This is a genomic window from Acinetobacter sp. ANC_7513 (assembly GCF_056779915.1).
Genome location: NZ_JBWYIW010000007.1, coordinates 112651 through 131456 on the forward strand (window position 1 = coordinate 112651; position 18806 = coordinate 131456).

Annotated in this window: 24 protein-coding genes; 17 read left to right on the forward strand and 7 right to left on the reverse strand. The window is 38.8% G+C overall.

Annotated features, from left to right (window positions below; translation table 11 throughout):
• Positions 1 to 128: 128 nt before the first annotated feature.
• Positions 129 to 758 carry an RdgB/HAM1 family non-canonical purine NTP pyrophosphatase gene (rdgB, locus tag AC1M9B_RS09230; protein WP_481587585.1) on the forward strand — a complete coding sequence of 210 codons (630 nt, stop codon included), beginning with the start codon at positions 129 to 131 and terminating at the stop codon, positions 756 to 758.
• Here the strand turns inward: rdgB and AC1M9B_RS09235 are convergent.
• Positions 755 to 1630: an AEC family transporter gene (locus AC1M9B_RS09235; protein ID WP_481608977.1), complete on the reverse strand. Its 876-nt coding sequence runs from the start codon at positions 1628 to 1630 to the stop codon at positions 755 to 757. The genes rdgB and AC1M9B_RS09235 overlap by 4 nt on opposite strands.
• A 172-nt stretch (positions 1631 to 1802) precedes the next feature.
• Between AC1M9B_RS09235 and tatA the strand changes: the two genes are divergently transcribed.
• From tatA to AC1M9B_RS09255, 4 genes are all read left to right on the forward strand, one after another.
• Positions 1803 to 2030, forward strand: a complete 228-nt coding sequence (tatA, locus tag AC1M9B_RS09240) for a Sec-independent protein translocase subunit TatA (protein WP_035266725.1) — start codon at positions 1803 to 1805, stop codon at positions 2028 to 2030.
• A 15-nt stretch (positions 2031 to 2045) separates the two neighbouring features.
• The gene (gene tatB / locus AC1M9B_RS09245; RefSeq protein WP_481608978.1) at positions 2046 to 2510 is read left to right on the forward strand and encodes a Sec-independent protein translocase protein TatB; all 465 of its coding nucleotides are present in this window, start codon (positions 2046 to 2048) and stop codon (positions 2508 to 2510) included.
• A complete protein-coding gene (tatC, locus tag AC1M9B_RS09250) occupies positions 2507 to 3289 on the forward strand; it encodes a twin-arginine translocase subunit TatC (RefSeq protein WP_481608979.1) in 783 nt (260 codons plus the stop codon). Before tatB ends, tatC begins: the two co-directional genes overlap by 4 nt.
• A 165-nt stretch (positions 3290 to 3454) precedes the next feature.
• Positions 3455 to 5662 (forward strand): PhoX family protein, encoded by a 2208-nt coding sequence (locus AC1M9B_RS09255; RefSeq protein ID WP_035266728.1) that lies wholly within the window; start codon positions 3455 to 3457, stop codon positions 5660 to 5662.
• Positions 5663 to 5689: 27 nt separating this feature from the next.
• Here the strand turns inward: AC1M9B_RS09255 and AC1M9B_RS09260 are convergent, their stop codons facing one another.
• Positions 5690 to 6493 (reverse strand): NRDE family protein, encoded by an 804-nt coding sequence (locus tag AC1M9B_RS09260; protein ID WP_481608980.1) that lies wholly within the window; start codon positions 6491 to 6493, stop codon positions 5690 to 5692.
• 93 nt (positions 6494 to 6586) lie between these two features.
• On the opposite strand from AC1M9B_RS09260, the gene lgt reads away from it, so the two are divergent.
• The 9 genes from lgt (at position 6587) to msrA (ending at position 12754) form a co-directional block, all read left to right on the forward strand.
• Positions 6587 to 7402: a prolipoprotein diacylglyceryl transferase gene (gene lgt, locus AC1M9B_RS09265; RefSeq protein WP_035266733.1), complete on the forward strand. Its 816-nt coding sequence runs from the start codon at positions 6587 to 6589 to the stop codon at positions 7400 to 7402.
• An 84-nt stretch (positions 7403 to 7486) separates the two neighbouring features.
• On the forward strand, positions 7487 to 7858 hold the full coding sequence (locus AC1M9B_RS09270) for a hypothetical protein (RefSeq protein WP_481591589.1): 372 nt from the start codon (positions 7487 to 7489) through the stop codon (positions 7856 to 7858).
• Between the two features lie 132 nt (positions 7859 to 7990).
• Entirely contained in the window at positions 7991 to 8242 is a 252-nt protein-coding gene (locus AC1M9B_RS09275; RefSeq protein WP_179998671.1) for a hypothetical protein, read from the forward strand.
• Between the two features lie 147 nt (positions 8243 to 8389).
• Positions 8390 to 8881, forward strand: a complete 492-nt coding sequence (locus tag AC1M9B_RS09280) for a lipocalin family protein (protein WP_481591567.1) — start codon at positions 8390 to 8392, stop codon at positions 8879 to 8881.
• 192 nt (positions 8882 to 9073) lie between these two features.
• The gene (gene thyA / locus AC1M9B_RS09285) at positions 9074 to 9916 is read left to right on the forward strand and encodes a thymidylate synthase (protein ID WP_035266815.1); all 843 of its coding nucleotides are present in this window, start codon (positions 9074 to 9076) and stop codon (positions 9914 to 9916) included.
• Between the two features lie 93 nt (positions 9917 to 10009).
• Positions 10010 to 10522, forward strand: a complete 513-nt coding sequence (locus AC1M9B_RS09290) for a dihydrofolate reductase (protein ID WP_035266739.1) — start codon at positions 10010 to 10012, stop codon at positions 10520 to 10522.
• 26 nt (positions 10523 to 10548) lie between these two features.
• On the forward strand, positions 10549 to 11619 hold the full coding sequence (locus AC1M9B_RS09295) for an Lnb N-terminal periplasmic domain-containing protein (RefSeq protein WP_481587592.1): 1071 nt from the start codon (positions 10549 to 10551) through the stop codon (positions 11617 to 11619).
• 74 nt (positions 11620 to 11693) lie between these two features.
• Positions 11694 to 12149 (forward strand): META domain-containing protein, encoded by a 456-nt coding sequence (locus tag AC1M9B_RS09300; RefSeq protein ID WP_035266743.1) that lies wholly within the window; start codon positions 11694 to 11696, stop codon positions 12147 to 12149.
• A gap of 83 nt (positions 12150 to 12232) precedes the next feature.
• On the forward strand, positions 12233 to 12754 hold the full coding sequence (gene msrA / locus AC1M9B_RS09305) for a peptide-methionine (S)-S-oxide reductase MsrA (protein ID WP_035266744.1): 522 nt from the start codon (positions 12233 to 12235) through the stop codon (positions 12752 to 12754).
• Between the two features lie 50 nt (positions 12755 to 12804).
• Here msrA and AC1M9B_RS09310 read toward each other — a convergent pair whose 3' ends face one another.
• The 5 genes from AC1M9B_RS09310 to AC1M9B_RS09330 all read right to left on the reverse strand — a co-directional run bounded on the left by AC1M9B_RS09310 (position 12805) and on the right by AC1M9B_RS09330 (position 16532).
• Positions 12805 to 13209, reverse strand: coding sequence for an ExbD/TolR family protein (locus AC1M9B_RS09310; protein WP_035266746.1), 405 nt, complete (start codon positions 13207 to 13209; stop codon positions 12805 to 12807).
• Entirely contained in the window at positions 13209 to 13832 is a 624-nt protein-coding gene (locus AC1M9B_RS09315; RefSeq protein ID WP_180028347.1) for a MotA/TolQ/ExbB proton channel family protein, read from the reverse strand. Before AC1M9B_RS09315 ends, AC1M9B_RS09310 begins: the two co-directional genes overlap by 1 nt.
• A gap of 20 nt (positions 13833 to 13852) precedes the next feature.
• On the reverse strand, positions 13853 to 14671 hold the full coding sequence (locus AC1M9B_RS09320) for an energy transducer TonB (protein WP_092766747.1): 819 nt from the start codon (positions 14669 to 14671) through the stop codon (positions 13853 to 13855).
• Between the two features lie 213 nt (positions 14672 to 14884).
• Positions 14885 to 15751 (reverse strand): formyltetrahydrofolate deformylase, encoded by an 867-nt coding sequence (purU, locus tag AC1M9B_RS09325; protein WP_092766746.1) that lies wholly within the window; start codon positions 15749 to 15751, stop codon positions 14885 to 14887.
• A gap of 88 nt (positions 15752 to 15839) precedes the next feature.
• Positions 15840 to 16532, reverse strand: a complete 693-nt coding sequence (locus AC1M9B_RS09330; protein ID WP_035266753.1) for a TetR/AcrR family transcriptional regulator — start codon at positions 16530 to 16532, stop codon at positions 15840 to 15842.
• A gap of 124 nt (positions 16533 to 16656) precedes the next feature.
• Between AC1M9B_RS09330 and AC1M9B_RS09335 the strand changes: the two genes are divergently transcribed.
• From AC1M9B_RS09335 to rpmG, 3 genes are all read left to right on the forward strand, one after another.
• Complete coding sequence (locus AC1M9B_RS09335) at positions 16657 to 18105, forward strand: coniferyl aldehyde dehydrogenase (RefSeq protein ID WP_035266754.1); 1449 nt, start codon at positions 16657 to 16659, stop codon at positions 18103 to 18105.
• 165 nt (positions 18106 to 18270) lie between these two features.
• The gene (gene rpmB / locus AC1M9B_RS09340) at positions 18271 to 18507 is read left to right on the forward strand and encodes a 50S ribosomal protein L28 (protein WP_000048256.1); all 237 of its coding nucleotides are present in this window, start codon (positions 18271 to 18273) and stop codon (positions 18505 to 18507) included.
• Between the two features lie 12 nt (positions 18508 to 18519).
• Positions 18520 to 18675, forward strand: a complete 156-nt coding sequence (rpmG, locus tag AC1M9B_RS09345; RefSeq protein ID WP_001205031.1) for a 50S ribosomal protein L33 — start codon at positions 18520 to 18522, stop codon at positions 18673 to 18675.
• Positions 18676 to 18806: the final 131 nt, after the last annotated feature.

The window sequence follows — 18806 nt, forward strand, 5'->3', positions numbered from 1 at the left end:
CTTGACGAATATGAATGCTATTTAAATTTCTCATGTTTAATGATTGGTTATTTTAAAGATGAGTTCATCTGTATCATCGCAAATATCCGTTAGAATAGCTTCAAATTTGAAACAGAAAGTGATTCAACATGGCGTCTAAAGATTGGTTAGATCAAGGTACTTTGGTTTTAGCGAGCAACAATAAAGGGAAAATAGCTGAGTTCGAAAAGTTATTTGAAGAATTAAAACTCCCTGTTAACGTTGTGCCTCAAGGACAACTGAACATTGAGGATGCGGTGGAAGATGGGTTAAGTTTTGTAGAAAATGCCATTATCAAAGCACGACATGCTTCTAAGATTTCGGGTAAACCAGCTATAGCAGATGACTCAGGTATTTGCGTCCCTGCACTTGGTGGTGCTCCTGGTATTTACTCTGCACGTTATGCTGGTGAGCATGGCGATGATGCTGCCAATAATGCTAAATTACTGGCAGATTTAGCACCATTACGTAACAATGGTGACGTGATTGAAGGGATGTTTGTGTGTGTACTCGCCTTAGTTCAACACGCTGAAGATCCTTTACCTCAGATTTTCCAAGGAATCTGGAAAGGTGAAATTTTGGAAGTAGCACGTGGCAAAAATGGTTTTGGCTACGACCCACTGTTTTGGCTACCTGAACTCAATATTAGTAGCGCTGAAATGACCAAAGAAGAAAAAAATAAGATCAGTCATCGTGGTCAAGCCATGCAGTTATTCAAAGCAAGCCTCGAAACGAACTAAACGATCAGTCCATGATAAACCATGGCAAATAAACCAATTGTCATGCAACTTACGATGGTACCCGCTGCGATATATTGGGCTGAAACACCTGTTCCTGAATAATGTGTTTCTAAAGCAACAATATTCGCTGCGGGTGGTAATAAAAAAAACATAGACATCAGTGCAATAACAACCAGTTCGTGAGGAATCGGTAGAAGAAAATAGGCTACCGCACAGCACACTAAACCAAATAGAAATTTAATCAAAGCAAGTTTTAAACTTTCAATTAAATCGGACAAGTGAATTTTGACTTGAGATAACCACATCCCAAGGATACACATCCCTGTAAAGGTCATTAACCACTTATCCAATATATACAATGATTGAATCATTGCATTCTGCTGAAAATGACTAACATTCCATAACGAAAGAAAACTAGCAACTAATAAAGCTAAAATCGGTGGAGAGAAAGTCAATTTTCTCAAAATCTCCATCGCAGACTGCTTTTCAGCACTTAATACGGTCACTGCACAAATATTACCAAAAATAGAGCCCCCGACATAAAGTGCAACCATAGGACTAGATGCTTGCGCACCAAAAATAGCGAATGCAAATGGAAAGCCAAGCCAAGCCATGTTTAGGTAACTGGAACATAAGGAGACTAATTTGTCTTTTGTACGGTAATAAACAAATAAATACAGTAAAAATGAAGCGATAAAACTAAATAACATCAACCATATACTGCCCTCTTGGTAAAACACCATATTGTAAATAATGATGAGAGGAATCAGCACTTTCGCCAACAACATCGCCATAAAGGGACGAATTTTTTGTAAATATTCTACGCCAAAATAGCCGATAAGAAAGGAGACTAGTGGGAGTAGAAGAACCATATTAAATATGAAATAGATTTTTTCTCATCTTAGCACAACATCTATTTCACTTCAGGATAAGTCTCTTGCACACATAAGAAAGCCATGACTTCAAACTGAAATAATTCCGTCAACTTGCTGTCATAAAGAACTGTTGAAATCATTCAAGATCATTTTCAATAAGGAATATATCATGGCTGGATTATCAATTTGGCACGTACTTATTTTCGCAATTGTCGTTTTACTTTTGTTCGGTACGTCTAAGCTAAAAAATTTGGGTAAAGATGTTGGTGGTGCGGTTAAAGATTTTAAAAAATCAATTAAGGATGACGAAGACCAGAGCACATCTGCTCAATTAAAAGAACCACGCACGATTGAACATCAAACATCTCATGATTTGAATTCAACAGCGAAACATTAAAGGTAGGTAACAGTAATGCTGAATATTGGTATGGCTGAACTATTAATGTTTGGCATCATTGCATTGCTTGTTCTTGGACCTGAAAAGCTTCCTGAGGGTGCGCGATTTGCTGGTAAATGGTATGGCAAAATTAAGCGTATGGTTAGCAATGTACAAAATGATATTGATCGTGAACTAAGAATGTCTGAACTTAAAGAACAAATGCAGACTGAAATGAAGCGCATTCAAGAATTAGAAGAAAAAATGAAAGCGCAAATGCAGGAAATTGAAAAACACACAGTATTAAGCGATGAATATTTAAATCCACCTATCCATCAACAGATTCGATCTGAAACAAGCCCTGTTTATGTGTATTTAAACGTTCAGCAAAGTACAGTAGTTCCTTTTAGAGGACACGCGACACCTAAGCAAAGTTTTATTCATATTCAAAATTCGGCGCAACACAATAAACCGTATGTAGTCTTAGCGGAGGCAGTATGAGTCACAATACTCTCCCAAATATCATCTCTTCAAATGAGGAAAATCCTCAGCTTGAAGAAATGCCAATAACCAAGCATCTTATTATTTTAAGAAAATATTTATTTAGAATAGTTGGGGTCATTCTCATTTTATTCTTTTGTTTATTACCATTTGCAAATCAAAGCTATCAAATGATGTCTGAGCCTCTTAGAGCTCAACTCCCAATAAATTCATCAATGATTGCAACGGATGTCACCGCGACATTTATGGCACCATTTAAGTTAAACTTCTTCGTTGCTCTAATGATCGCCATGCCATTTATCATTTATCAAATATGGGCTTTTGTCAGACCGGCGCTATATAAAAATGAGAAAGCTTTAGCTCTACCATTACTCATCGGAAGTATTACATTATTTTATGCAGGTGTTGCTTTTGCTTACTTTATAGCCCTCCCTTCGATTTTACATTTTTTCATTAGCGTTGCACCTGAAACGGTTGCACCCATGACTGACATTAATAGCTATCTGAGTTTCTGTTTAAAATTATTCTTGGTTTTTGGTTTAACTTTTGAAATTCCAATTGTGACTTTATTACTCATTATGATTGGTGTAGTTACCACAGAACAATTAGTTGAAAAAAGACGTTTTATTATTGTAGGTTGTTTCTTCGTTTCTATGTTTGTGACGCCACCTGATGCACTCTCGATGATTATGTTAGCGATACCAATGTGGATGTTATTTGAATTGGGACTTTTGTTTGGAAAATTACTCGAAAACAGAAGAGCAAAGTCAGTACTTTGATATCTTGACCCTTTTACACATAGGCGAGTCTAAAGACTCGCCTTTTTCATACTCTTTAAATAAAAGCTTAATTCAACTGACATAAATCTATCATTTGATTGTCATGATTCCGCATTAAGTTGTTTGTGACGCTAAAAACTACCAAGCAAGATGCTAGGAACGAACATGACTGATTTAACACCTTTTAACGATGATTACGATAGCAATGATTCGGGGAATCCAGAATTTCACCATTTACTTGAAAAGCAAATTACGCGTAGAGATCTCATTAAGAAGACTGCTGGTGGTGCAGTAGCATTGACAGTAGCGGCTTCAGTAGCAGGCTGTAACAGTGACGACAATGACAATAACAACTCAAATCCTTCTCTACCTGAATTCGACAAATCAAAAACGCCAACTGAACTAACATTTAAAGCGGTTGATAAAAATATTAAAAATGAATTCACAGTGCCTGAAGGATATGAAGCACGTGTTATTTATGCACTAGGAGACCCGCTTTTTGAAGGTATGCCTGAATGGGATGCAGATAATATTCCGAGTGGTGCTTCATTTACCATGCGCTCAGGCGAATGTCATGACGGTATGACATATTTCGGCATGAAAAATAGTCGTTATGATCAAAATGAGTCAAATGTAGGTTTACTGGTACTCAACCACGAATATGTAGATAACAAAGCGATTTTGCATCCAGCGAATAATACCATTTCAGCGGATATTCGTTCTGAAGATGAAGCATTACGTGAAATCAACTGTCACGGCGTTTCAGTGATTGAAGTACAAAAAAATCCTACAACTCAACAAGTCACTCTAAACAAACGCTCTGTATTCAACCGTCGAATTACAGCTGCAACACCGATCGATTTCGCTGGTCCTGTAAAAGGGCATGAATTGGTACAAACCAAGATCAGTCCAGAAGGCACATTTACATTAGGTACGATCAACAACTGTGGTAACGGTTATACGCCTTGGGGCACATACTTAACCACTGAAGAAAACTTTAACCAATACTTTACTCGCGATGATAAAGATCGTTCTGAAAAGGATTTGGAGTCGTTAAAACGCTATAAAATTGCTTCAAATAGTTCTTATAAGTGGCACACAGTTCAAGCACAACTGTTCCCTCAAGATGTTTATGAGCGCTGGTTAACTAAAGTCTCTGCATCTTCTGCAACTCAAGATTTTAGAAACTCACCAAATACATTTGGTTGGATTGTTGAAATTGACCCGTTTGATGGTCGTCAACGCCCAGTAAAACGTACAGCTCTTGGACGTTTTGCACATGAAGATTGTCGTGTCAGTCGTGCCATTCCTGGGCAACCACTAGCCTTCTATATGGGGGATGACTCTCAAGGCGAATATATCTATAAATTTGTTTCAGATGCGGTTTGGGACCCTAAAGATATCAACGGTGGTTATGCTGCTGGCGATAAATATATGAATAACGGTAAATTCTATGTTGCTAAATTTAACTTTAATGAAGCAACTCAAAAGACGTCTGGTGAGTGGATTGAACTCAATATCTCCAATCCACTAATTGCTAGTTATTCAAAATACAAATTTACAGATCAAGCTGATGTATTGGTAAATGCCCGTTTAGCAGGTGATGCAGTTGGTGCAACCAAAATGGATCGTCCAGAATGGGTTGCAGTAAACCCAGAGAATGGTGAGGTTTATGTCACCTTAACCAATAACTCATTACGTGGAAGTGAGCATACAATTGATGCTGCCAACCCTCGTAATTATGCTGATAATGATAAAGGTGGTAGTCCTCGTGGTAATATCAACGGACATATTATCCGTTTCCGTGAAACTGGTGATACTGTTACAGCAAAAACATTTGTATGGGATATCTTCTTATTTGGCGCAGAAGAAGATTCACTTCCGGGTGTAAACCTATCTGGACTCACATCAGCAAATGATTTCTCAAGTCCAGATGGCCTATGGTTTGATCCACGTGGTGTCTTATGGGTACAGACTGATGATGGCGCTTATACAGATGAAACGAATTGCATGATGCTTGCTGCACTTCCAGGTCAAGTAAGTGATGGTAAAGTGACTTCTGCAAATGCTGGTTCAAATAATGCCACTCAACTTACTCCTGCTGGCGCACAGCTTGATGATTCAAAGTTACGTCGTTTTTTAACAGGCCCTTCAGGCTGTGAAATTACAGGTGTAACGATGACACCAGACTATAAAGCTATTTTTGTGAATGTTCAGCATCCAGGTGGCACTTGGCCTGCAAATCACAGCAACACTATCAGCGGTGGTAAAGGTACACGTCCTCGCTCTGCGACGGTCGTGATTACACGTAAAGACGGTGGCGAGATTGTTGGGGAAAGTCTAGAAAAGAAAGAAAACACTCCTGCTGCTTAATTCAAACATTGAAATAGAAAATGCCGACTACGATGTCGGCATTTTTTTTGAGAGATTCAGATCAATTTTGACTATGTGATTCTGATGTTCACCTTGCTGTGTTTTTTCAAACCAAGTCCATTGATTTCTTTTCATCAATAAATAGTTTGAACATCGTGTTCCATATATTGGGCTTCGTATAAAAGTAGAAGATAACAGCTGCTCCATTTCCACCGATATGCCCGTTTGAGGTAATAAATCTAAATCAATTTTTCTTGCATCTTGTAAGATATCCCAAACGGCGTACTCTAAATCATACGCTTTTTGAGCATTGGGATTTAATTGCAATAATGGTAAGAACTCTTGTGTGAAGCGTTTACGCAAATGTTTGGTTTTTTCCCATGGATCACTTAATACACCATTGGAAACCACATATACACCTTTGGCAAGCACTTGTGGAGATTCACCACGATTACTCATATAAACCGCTTGATCAGAGGTTCCGATAAAAAGGTTAAATCCAGCGTAATCACATTGCTTTTTTTCTAATTCTTGGGCAAATCGGATCGGTGCTAATTCAGACTCCAGATATTGCTGAATGATATGTCCTCTTGAAGTTGGATATTCCTTCTTATCATTTGCATCACGGTAATTTGTCACAAGTGCCCAACGCCCTGCAGCAGTAATCCCCATCCATGTCCCACCAGATTGTAAATCTTGACCTGCAATAATTGGGCTATTTTCCCACTTATGAATTTGTGAAGCAGGTCGGTGATAAAACTCATCCCGATTTGAAATTAAGCATAATGGTGTTTCATCCAACACTTGCCATGCGATTGCTACAATACACATCGTTGCATCCTTATAACTTTACACATTGAATGTACAACATTTTTTCAGTCTTTCCGTTAGAATCGACACAAAACATAATATAAAGGAAAAGCAATGCTGACCTATCCTTCTATTGACCCAGTGGCAATATCTGTGGGTCCATTACAAGTTCACTGGTATGGACTCATGTATCTACTCGCATTTTTATTTGCGTGGGGCTTGGCAACATTCCGTGCTAAGCAACGAGGATGGACACCAGACATGGTCTCTGATCTCATCTTTTACGGTGCATTAGGTGTCGTGATTGGTGGTCGAGTAGGCTATGTGTTCTTTTATGGTTTTGATCAATTCCTTGCAAATCCGATATGGTTATTCCAAGTTTGGACAGGTGGCATGAGCTTCCATGGCGGCTTCTTAGGTGTCATGTTGGCCATGTTATTGTGGTGTAAAAAATACAAAATGACTTGGTTCCAAACACTGGATTTTATTGCCCCATGTGTTCCAACAGGTCTGATGTTTGGTCGTATTGGCAACTTTATTGGCGGCGAACTTTATGGCCGACAAGTCACAGATCCAAATTTCGCATTGGGTATGATTTTCCCTACAGATCCTTTACAACTCGTACGACATCCATCCCAACTTTACCAAGCACTCTGTGAGGGTTTGATTCTTTTTATTGTTCTGTGGTGGTTTAGTTCTAAACCTCGTCCACGCATGGCTGTTTCTGCCCTCTTCTTAATTGGATATGGCATCGCTCGCTTCACAGTTGAATTCTTCCGTGAGCCAGATAATGGACAATTATTTATCGGATGGATGAGCAAAGGACAATTCCTTACAGTTCCAATGATTCTCATCGGGCTATGGATGCTTTGGTATGCCTACCAAAAGAAAGTATATGACTGGGGTCCTCTACAAAATAATGGCAAATAAGTAAATCATGCCCTCAAAGGTGAACATCTTGTTCACCTTTTTTTGTGCTAGAGTTTTGACTTATTTACTTTGATTCAGATTACTATGCTCGAGTTTTGGTTTGATCCTAAAGTTTCAATACAACACAAAGCTTTATTTTTTATTTTGATTACGAGTGCTACCGCTACGTTATATTGGATGCAACCGCTTAACTTCGATGCGATCTTAATGTTTGTGGGCACAGGTATCGTTTTTCTTATTTGCCGTTACTGTAAAATTCATTTCGCTTCACACCATCCAACAGGGTTGATGTACCGATTATTTACTTGGATTCCTATCGCTCTGCTACTTGCCTTAATTTTCATACATGCAAAGGATGGAGAAATTCTTTTACCTGGTGCTCAAGGATTAGGATTTATGGCTTTATCTATTTGCTTATTTTCTCCACTGTCACTACTTCATCAACATCAGCATTAAAACGTCATTATGTTAAATTTCTGGTATTCGGAACGATGCACACGCACGATTAAATTGATCATTTGTATATCAACGTGTGTAGTGATTCTGTTGACAGCTGAAATTAAAAAACTTGATTTTCTATCGACACTAATGAGCTTATGTTTAGGCTTAAGTCTACACATTATTCATCATGTTTTGATCCAATCTAAGCGTCTAAAGCATCAGCTGAAAGCATATTATGCTTTTAGTCCTTTCATCTTGATTGTATTTTTTATCTTCATGCTTTCAGCGCTGAACTTTCAAAATAGCAGAGAGTTTTTTGCACTTTTTGTACAACTCATGGGTTATAGCGCAGTGGGATTATTCGTAGTGAGTTTATATGCATCTCGTACACCCCGCTGAATTTCAAAACAACTAAGCAAATGAAAATAAATATAAAATTAATCACACTCACTTAACGCTTTGCTACAGAACAGTATTATTTCTACTCCAAAACTGTGCCTATACTCAAAGGATGTATCTAATTTAGATTAAATGGAGTAAATCATAATGAGTCAAAATTTAACGACCGTATCTAACTTCCAACTTGAACGCTATTTAGGTACTTGGTATGAGATTGCACGCTTACCAATGAAGCATCAACCTGAAGACAGTACGGATATTTCGGCAGTCTATACCTTAAACAGCGATGGAACTGTACGTGTTCAAAATCGTTGTCTTGATGGCAACAAAGAACTGGATGAGTCTATTGGCGAAGCCACAGTTGTAGATGCTGAACATGGCAAATTAGAAGTCAGCTTTTTGCCTGAAGGATTTCGTTGGATTCCATTCACTAAGGGTGATTATTGGGTACTTAAGATCGATGAAAATTATCAAACTGCTTTAGTCGGTGAACCTAATCAAAAATATCTTTGGATTCTGCACCGTGAACCTGTGTTAAATGAATCTATCAAGCAAGCGTATCTAGCATATGCTCAATCCATTGGTTATGACCTAAGCGATTTAATTCATACTGTACATACAGGACACAAAACTGTTTAAGCCCTAAAATTTTGTGTTAAATGAGAGCACCCTAAAGGGTGCTTTCTTATTTCTTTAATTACTCGCTTTCAAAGAGTCTATTCCGTAAGGAAGATATTAAAATGCATGCTGCTTTAGTATAAACTGATGCCAATGAAATTTTTGGCATTGGTTTATTCTTCAAATGCCACATTCAAATCGATCAGGACATTTATGAAAGCGTATTTAGACCTACTACAACATATCCTCGACAATGGCGGTGATAAAGGTGACCGTACTGGTACAGGTACTCGTTCTGTATTTGGTCATCAAATGCGCTTTGATCTTTCTAAAGGTTTTCCTCTACTGACCACAAAGAAAGTTCACTTCCGTTCAATCGTGATTGAATTACTTTGGTTCCTTAAAGGTGATACCAATGTTAAATATCTGCAAGATCATAAAGTTACAATTTGGGATGAATGGTCGACAGCTGAGCAGACTGCTCGTTTTGGACGTCCTGAAGGAGAGCTAGGTCCAGTATATGGACACCAATGGCGTAACTTTGGTGCAACTAAAAAAGACGATGGTTTATACGAGCAAGATGGTTTTGATCAAATCAAATGGTTAATTAATGAAATTAAAACCAATCCAAACTCCCGTCGTTTAATCGTATCAGGTTGGAACCCAAAAGAAGCTGGACAAGTGGCACTCCCTCCTTGTCACACGCTTTTCCAGTTTTTTGTTCAGGATGGAAAATTATCATGTCAGCTTTATCAACGTAGTGCTGATGTTTTTCTTGGCGTTCCATTTAATATTGCAAGTTATGCACTTCTCACCCATATGATTGCGCAAGTCTGTGATCTAGAAGTCGGTGATTTTGTTTGGACAGGTGGTGATACTCATCTTTACGCCAATCATTTCGAGCAAGCACAACTTCAATTAACACGTGAACCACTTCCATTGTGCCAACTCAAACTGAATCCCGAAATTAAAGATATTTTTGATTTCAAATTTGAAGATATTGAAATCGTAAATTACGAATCGCATCCTGCAATTAAAGCACCTGTTGCGGTTTGATTTTAACTAATGTCTTTTGGGATCACAGTTGATACTAATCGTGATCCAACTTTACATTTCCCTCTTTAACTCATATTCGCTGGAAGAATAATCATGGCATTTCAAGGTTTAGAAGTCGTACACGTCGTTGCAATGGATCAGCAACGTTGTATTGGCAAAGGAAATGATTTGCCATGGCATATTTCAGCTGATCTCAAACATTTTAAAGAAATTACCCAAGGTGGTGTTGTGGTGATGGGACGTAAAACACTTGAGTCTATGGGTAGAACGCTTCCTAAACGTGTAAATTGGGTCATTACACGAGATACGTCATGGCAATTTGAAGGAACAAAAATCGCGCATACAATCGAGAGTGCACTTGAGCAGGCAGTCCATGATGTAAAAGCTTCAGAAAAGCCTGGATCTATTTTTATCATAGGTGGTGGAGAAATTTTTAGCCAAACGATCTCTATTGCGGATCGCTTAGAACTCACGCATGTTGAATTAGACGTTCAAGGTGATGCTCATTATCCTGAGATTCCACCTGAATTTAAAAAAGTGGCATCAGAGCAACACATTGATGACAAAACAAATATTGCATTTGAGTTCGCAACCTACCAAAAATAAAGCTTTCTTACATATAGCCAATAACAATGCATAACATCGGTAAAAGAGAGTTTATTCTTGCGCTTGCAAAGGGAGCTTTTCACTCCCTATTTAGTTTATTTGTCATCTTCTCTTCAATTTGGTTATGTATGGCCTTATGGGTTCAAGAGCCATTTGGCTGGTTAGTCAGTCGTATTATCATTGGCTTTTGGGTCGCTTTTGCCTTAAGTGTTTTAGGCATATATGCAACACAACATTTTTTCAGCCGTAGTAAAGATGTTGTCTTATACATTGTCTTTTTTGCGTTCAGTTTAGTTTGGTATTTTAGTATCCCTGCCAAACAAGACCGTGAGTGGAATCCTGAAGTCGCAAGAATTCTCAATTATGAACGTCAAGGTGATTGGGTCACTTTACACAATGTGCGTAATTTTGCATGGAATGAAGACGGAACCTATCAAGAACGCTGGGAAACACGTCAAATTGATTTGAATCAAATCAGTGGCATTAACATCATTACTTCATATTGGATGGGACCACAAATCGCCCACACTTTAGTCAGCTTTGATTTCAAAAACTCTAAACCACTGACCTTTTCGATTGAAATTCGCAAAGAAAAAGATGAAGAGTTTTCTGCTATTGGTGGTTTTTTTAGAAAGTACGAAGTCAGTTTAGTTGCTGCTGACGAGAAAGACATTATTTATACACGTAGCAATGTACGTAATGAGCAGGTCTATTTTTTCCCAATCAACATGGAAGCTGCTGAAATGAAAGCTTTATTTGAGGAATATTTAGAGCAAGCAGATAAACTTAGTCAAGAACCAAAATGGTATAACACCTTGACCAGTAACTGCACCACTTTGGTTTTTGATATGGTTCAAGCGATTTCCAAACATGAACTGCCAGTGGACTACCGATTATTAGCCTCAGGTTATTTACCTAATTATCTGTATGACTTAGGGGCATTACAACATCATTGGGATATCAAAACATGGTACAACAAGGCACATGTCAACCCAAGAACAGACCAATTTAATCAATTTAAATATCAAAGTAGTGAAAATTATTCAAAATTGATTCGTCTGGGTCTCCCTCAGAGTCAGCCAGAGCTTGCACCTTAGCGTATCAGTTGATATACATAAAATTGACTTGAATTTAATTTACATTAGAAAGAAATAACACAGGGGCATTTCATATGTTAAAACAACTTTTAGCCGTATCCGTTATAGGCTCAGCATTACTTTTTACAGCATGTACCACAACACCATCTGCTGAAAAGCAACAACAAGCACTTAATCAATTGCAAAATAAAACTTGGATTTTGACACATATTGGCGCAACAGAATTTAAGACCGACCCTACTGCACACAATGTTCCAAGTATTCAATTTGATGCAGCATCTAGTCGTTTGAGTGGTGCAGATGGTTGTAACCGTTTTATGGGTGCATATAGCATTAAAGCTGACAAAATTAGCTTGAGTGAAGTTGCAACTACACAAATGATGTGTGTGAATACTCAAGAACTTGCAAATCGCTATAATGCTGCCTTGGCAAAAGTCGCGGCATTCCAAGTCTATGACAAAACGCTTCGCCTACTCGATGAGAATGGTAATCCAGTATTGCAGTATGAGTCTGCAATACAACCGCGTTAACAGTTAAGCAACCATTTCACTGGTTGCTTTTTTCATTCTACACCCCATTATTTCAGTCATTGCAACTCAATAAGGTGAATCCCATGCAACAAGCTTTGCTCGGTGGCGGATGCTTCTGGTGTGTTGAAGCAGTTTTCCTTCAACTCAAAGGTGTCACTAAAGTCGTGAGTGGTTATGCGGGTGGGTATACGGCCAATCCAAGCTATGAGGACATTTGCAAAGGAGACACCCATCACGCAGAAGTGGTTTTAGTGGATTTTGATGAAAGTCAAATTAGCTTTGCTCAATTGCTTGATGTATTTTTTGCAACACATGATCCAACCACACTCAATCGCCAAGGTAATGATATAGGTACGCAATATCGCTCTGTCATTTATTATTTTAATGAAGAACAGCGCCAGATTGCAGAGAAAGCGATTCAACAGTTAAAAGCAGAAGGTTTAGATATTGTTACAGAACTAAGCTCAGTACCGACCTTCTACCCTGCTGAAGAATATCATCAAAATTTCTTTGCTCGTAACCCGACTCAGGGCTACTGCAATTTTAGTATCCCACCAAAACTTTTAAAGCTTCGCTCTAAATTTGAAGGTTTACTCAAAGACTAATACAGGTATAAAAAAAGCGACCTTATGGTCGCTTTTCTCATGTTAATCAGTTAATTATCTGTGGCAAAGGCAATGTCAGCAAGCCCGGCTTCGCTTGCACGTGACATCACTTGAGCAACAGTATCGTAACGTGATTCTTTATCTGCTTTAAGAATAATTGTCGGTTGTTGTGCTGAACCACCGGCATCGTTAAATCTTTTTTGCAATTCATCTAAGCTGATAATTTCTGAATCCCATGCAATCTCACCCTGTGAGTTAATGCTTACTTGAATCGATTCAGGTGGCGGATCAATGATATCCGCTGTCGTTTTTGGTAAAGTTAATGGAATTGATGGGTTAGCAACGGTCGCTGTCACCAAGAAGATGATCATCAAAACCAACATAATGTCAATTAACGGGATGAGGTTCATCTCCGTCATGCCTGTATCGTTGTCTTCACCCAATTGAAAAGCCATTAAGCTTGACCTCCAACGTAACTTTCTTGAGTCGCTTTCACTTCAACTTTTTGCGCAGAAGAATCTTGTTGCAGCATCGTGTCGATTAAAAGACTGTGAGCATGATCTTGTAGTTCATTACTTAATGTACGATTAAAGCGAATACAAATGTTGTATGCGATCACTGCTGGAATAGCTACTGCTAGACCAATACCAGTCATAATCAGGGCTTCACCCACAGGGGTTGCAACTTGTGCAAGTCCTGCTTGACCGCTTTTACCTACTGCAACCAATGCATGGAAGATTCCCCATACTGTACCAAATAGCCCTACAAATGGTGCAAGTGAGGCAATTGTTCCGAGTACAGCAACACCTTTTTCAGCAGATGCTTTTTCCAAAGCAATCTGACGCAATAAAGCTTGCTCAGCAACAGCTTTACGTTGTTCAAATCCCAAAGGAGCGAGTTTTGCTTTCAATCCTGCTAATGCTTTAGAGAGTTGAGCATAAGCAACTTCTTTCAGTTGACGTGTTCCCATCACACGTAAAACGACAATTGTCCATGTCGCAATAGACATTGCGAGTAAAACGAAATAAAGCGTCTTACTGACTGCATCAGCATGTTGCCAATAAACTGAAAAGTTCATACTCGAACTCCTAATAAAAGTTAGCCGTTAGAATTCAACTTAAGTTCAAATGGTTGTTCCGCTCTAAACGGATAAGCCACGCCATTTTCCTTATAAGGTCTGAATTTTGCATTACGCACCGAGCGTAAAATCTTTTGATCAAGCGAATCAATTCCACTTGATTTTGTGATTCTGGCATTCACTACATTACCGTTAGTGTCCGCTTCAATCGATACTACAACAGTACGATCAGAACCTTGTAAATCTCGGTTGGTATATGATGGCTTCGGTGTACGAGACCATGATATTTGCCCAATACTTAAATTCTTTGGTGTATTACGTGCTTGCTGCTCACGACGTTCTTGTTCGCGTCTTTCATTTTCCAAGCGCTCACGTTCTTGTTGCTCACGTAGCTGTTGGTCACGCAATGCTTGCTCACGTCGCTGCTGTTCAAGCAACTCACGATTTTTACGTTCTTGCTCTAAACGCTGTTGTTCCTGCTTTTGCTTTTCTAATTTATCTTCTTGAACAATTGCTTTTTGTTCGACAGGTTTAGGCTTTTCAGCAATGACTTTGGGTTTAACCACAGGAGGTGGTTCAACGACTTTAGGTTCTGGTTTTGGTTGAACTTGAGGTTTCACAGGTTCAACAGGAGGTGGCGGCGGTGGCGCATCCTCTTTTATCTGAACAAAACGAACCTTAATTGGATCCTTATCAATAGGTTTTAATTCAGGTGTTTTCATCTGACTCACGGCAAATAAAACACCAATATGCCCGATCACCACTGCAATGAGCGAAGTAAGCACTTTCTTTTTCATTGAGATTGGATTTTGCATCATAGGAATGGGAGATGGGCTCATTAAAATTTATGATCTGATATACATTGACGCTGTCTTCATAAGGAAGATTTCAATCAAACTTATCGGTTAGTACAATTAAAGTACGCCAATAATAAATGAGAAGTGTTTTCATTTGCAACTATTAATTCTGCAGTTTTGATGAGTTTTTTTGATCATCAATAAAAAAGGCATGCTCATGCATGCCTTAATAAATCAGTGATATTTAATTAAAAATCACTGGAATACCACAGTTTTATTACCATCAACAATGATACGGTCTTCTAAATGCCACTTAACAGCACGCGCCAAGACATTACGTTCAACGTCTTGACCTAATTCACGTAATTGATCAACTGTAAAATCATGGCTGACACGCTCAACATCTTGTTCAATAATCGGACCTTGATCCAAATCAGCTGTCACATAATGCGCTGTTGCACCAATCAGTTTTACGCCTTTTTCATACGCTTGCTTATAAGGGTTAGCACCCACAAAAGCTGGAAGGAAAGAATGATGAATGTTGATCACTTTCATTTCCCACTTAGAGACGAACTCTTCATCAAGAATCTGCATATAACGTGCGAGTACAAGCAAATCATTACCTTGCATTAACTCATCAATTTTTGCATATGCTTCGCGCTTGTTCTCTTTATTGACAGGCACAACTTCAAAAGGAATACCGAAGTTTTCCACAGACTCACGTAGATCTTCATGATTCGACACAACCTTAGTGATTTCACAAGGTAATCCACCACGTGCATGACGCCATAAAAGTTCAAGCAAGGCATGATCGACTTTCGATACCAAAATACCTACTTTCTTTACATCTGACACTAAAGCTAGACGCCAATGCATGTTGTAACGTTCAGCTACGTTTGTGGCGAAAGTTTGTAGAATATTTTCCTTACGGCTTTGCAAATTGTCGAGTTCAAACTCAACACGCATGAAATAACGCCCGCCCTGAGCTTCTGTTGCATATTGATCAAGCGCAGTGATGTTTGCCCCTTGATGATACAAAAAGCTCGATACAGCCTGCACGATTCCTGGTTTATCTTCGCAAGTAATCAGTAAACGTGCTGTGTTAGCAGTTGTCATATTCATGATGATTTATATCACTTAACAGTTAAATTGAAAAACAGCCGCGTATTCTAACTCTTTTTTTAATGCTTTCAAATTATCTTTGCTGAAATCAATCTTCTCGATCAGCAGAAAGACTAGCAAATAATTCAGATGTTCCCAACGTTTCAAGCAAGCGCTCATAAGTCTGACGACTTTCACCACGTAAATAAGGACCTTCAAGAAACACCATTTGACGCAGTGCCTGCCAAACCCACTTTTCATCTAGATGGTTGGAATCTTTTAAATGACCAGACATATAGAGAAAGTTCGTCCAATTGGTTAGGACAATCCATAGGTTAATGATCAACGCTTCAATTTCAGACTCTGTCATTTGCATGAGACCTGCATTGACGAAGGCTCGGTAAATCTTTTGACCTTGTTGCATCACTTTACCTGCGAAACGCGGGTAAATTTTTCTAAAGTCATCATTATTTTCGGTTAAATGATATACATCACGATGCAGAAAACGATAGGCCCATAACTGACTACTGAGTACTTGAAAGTATCGGATTTTATCATTGGCATTTACATCACGGTCTTCTGGCAATGCTAGCAGCTCTAAAGTTGCATGCTGATATTGCTCCATCAACTCTTTAATGATCTCTTGCTTGTTACGAAAGTGATAATAGAGATTACCAGGGCTAATACCTAACTCTGCTGCGATATGGTTAGTTGTGACAGATCGCTCTCCACGTTCGTTAAAGAGTTGCAAACTAATTTGCAAGATTCGGTCTTTGGTTTTTAACGTTTTGGAATGCGACATCCTAATACCATCTATAACAAGAATAATGACGTTTAGCCCAAGCTAACATAAAAGTGACTTGACTTTTAGAGTATTTACTCTAAAAATAAAAATCACATCAACCCTTACATTAGTGGTACTGGTCATGAACAGTCAAACAAAAACAAATTTAATGACGACTGAAGCATCGGAAGTTCAGCATTTACATGATCTTCTAGCGCTTCAGAAAGCAGCCTATCGACGTTATCCGAACCCGACAGCAAAACAGCGTATTGAACGTTTGGCTCGTCTTAAAGCAGTTTTGATTAAATATCAGGACCAAATTGCAGAAGCAATTAGCCAAGATTATGGTAATCGTTCGGTTTCTGAAACGAAAATTGGTGAACTACTCACTTCACTCGAACAAATCAAATATTACAGCAAACATTTAACAGAGTGGATGAAGCCTTCTAAACGCCATATCGGTATTTTACATCAACCTGCAAAAGGTTGGGTTCAGTATCAACCTTTAGGTGTTGTCGGTATCATTTCCCCTTGGAACTACCCTTTATTATTGGCGATTAGCCCATTAGTATGTGCATTGGCAGCGGGCAACCATGCCATGATTAAAGTTTCAAGCACCTCTCGTAACTTTGGCTATGTATTACAAAATGCTTTATCTGAAGCGTTCCCACAAGAGTTAGTTGCCGTTGTTACAGGTGGTGGCGTAATCTCTGACACATTCAGTCATCTTGCATTTGATAAATTAGTCTTCACAGGCTCTACCAATGTTGGTAAGACTGTGATGAAAGCAGCATCTGAAAACTTAGTTCCAGTTATTCTAGAACTTGGTGGTAAATCACCAGTTATCGTGCACCCTTCAATTGACTTAAAGGATGTCGCGGAGCGTGTTGCATTCGGTAAATTGTGGAATGCGGGTCAAACTTGTGTCGCACCAGATTATATTTTCCTACCACGTGGTAAAACTTCAGAGTTTATTCACCAGTTTGAAACCGTTGCGAAAACGATGTATCCAACATTACGTGACAACCAAGATTACACCTCTATAGTGAGCGATAAGCAAAATAAACGCTTACAAGGTTACTTAGAAGATGCGATTCAAAATGGTGCTCAAGTCACTGAAATTAACCCATTAAAAGAAGAGCTTGCTTCTGTACGTAAAATAGCGCCAACCCTTCTGACCAATATCAGCCCTGATATGGAAATTATGAAGAACGAAATCTTTGGTCCAATTTTACCAATCTTAGAATATGATCAAATAGACGAAGTTATCGAGTTTATTAATGACCGACCACGTCCACTTGCATTATACTATTTCGACTTTAACGATGCTCGAGCAGAATACGTTTCGCAACGTACTCACTCTGGACACTTTGGTCAAAACGCTGTTGTTACTCATGTTGCACAAGATGATCTACCTTTCGGTGGCGTTGGTGCATCTGGTATGGGCAGATACCATGGTCCCGAAGGCTTCTTCAGTTTATCAAATGAACGCTCAGTCATGTCTATTCCAAAGCTATTCAGCTTGAAATACGTACTGCCTCCGTTTAATAGACCGATCCCTAGTCTTATCCGTAAAGCCTTTCTTCGTTAAATGATCAAGGCATGATCTATCACAACAGGTCATGCCCTGTTTTTATCAATTTCGCTTGTCTTTTAAGCGTATTTTTGATATAAAACGCCCCTTGAATGAATTCAATCCGTTTTATTTTGACTGGCCATACAGGTTTGCTGTTGGCTAAATCAATGGAGTTACACCATGTCTAAGGTTTGCCAAGTTACCGGCAAGCGTCCAGTCGTTGGTAACAACGTCTCACACGCCAACAACAAAACTAAGCGCCGGTTCGAGCCGAACCTGCACCACCACCGTTTTTGGTTAGAAAGCGAAAAACGTTTCGTACGTCTTCGTCTAACTACTAAAGGTATGCGTATTATCGACAAATTGGGCATCGAAAAGGTTGTTGCTGACCTACGTGCTCAAGGTCAAAAGATCTAAGGAGCAACGAAAATGCGTGATAAGATTCGCCTAGTTTCTTCTGCTGGTACAGGTTATTTCTATACCACTACTAAGAACAAACGTACTATGCCGGAAAAAATGGAAATCAAAAAATTTGATCCAAAAATCCGTCAACACGTAATCTTCAAAGAAGCTAAAATCAAATAATTTTAGTTCTTTAAAAAAATACGACCCATTGGGTCGTTTTTTTTGCCTTTTTTTTCTTCAGGTTGTTAAAATTTAATCTCAGTTTGGCATTTTTTATGCTTATACAGCTCAAAAGCCAATTCATAATTTAT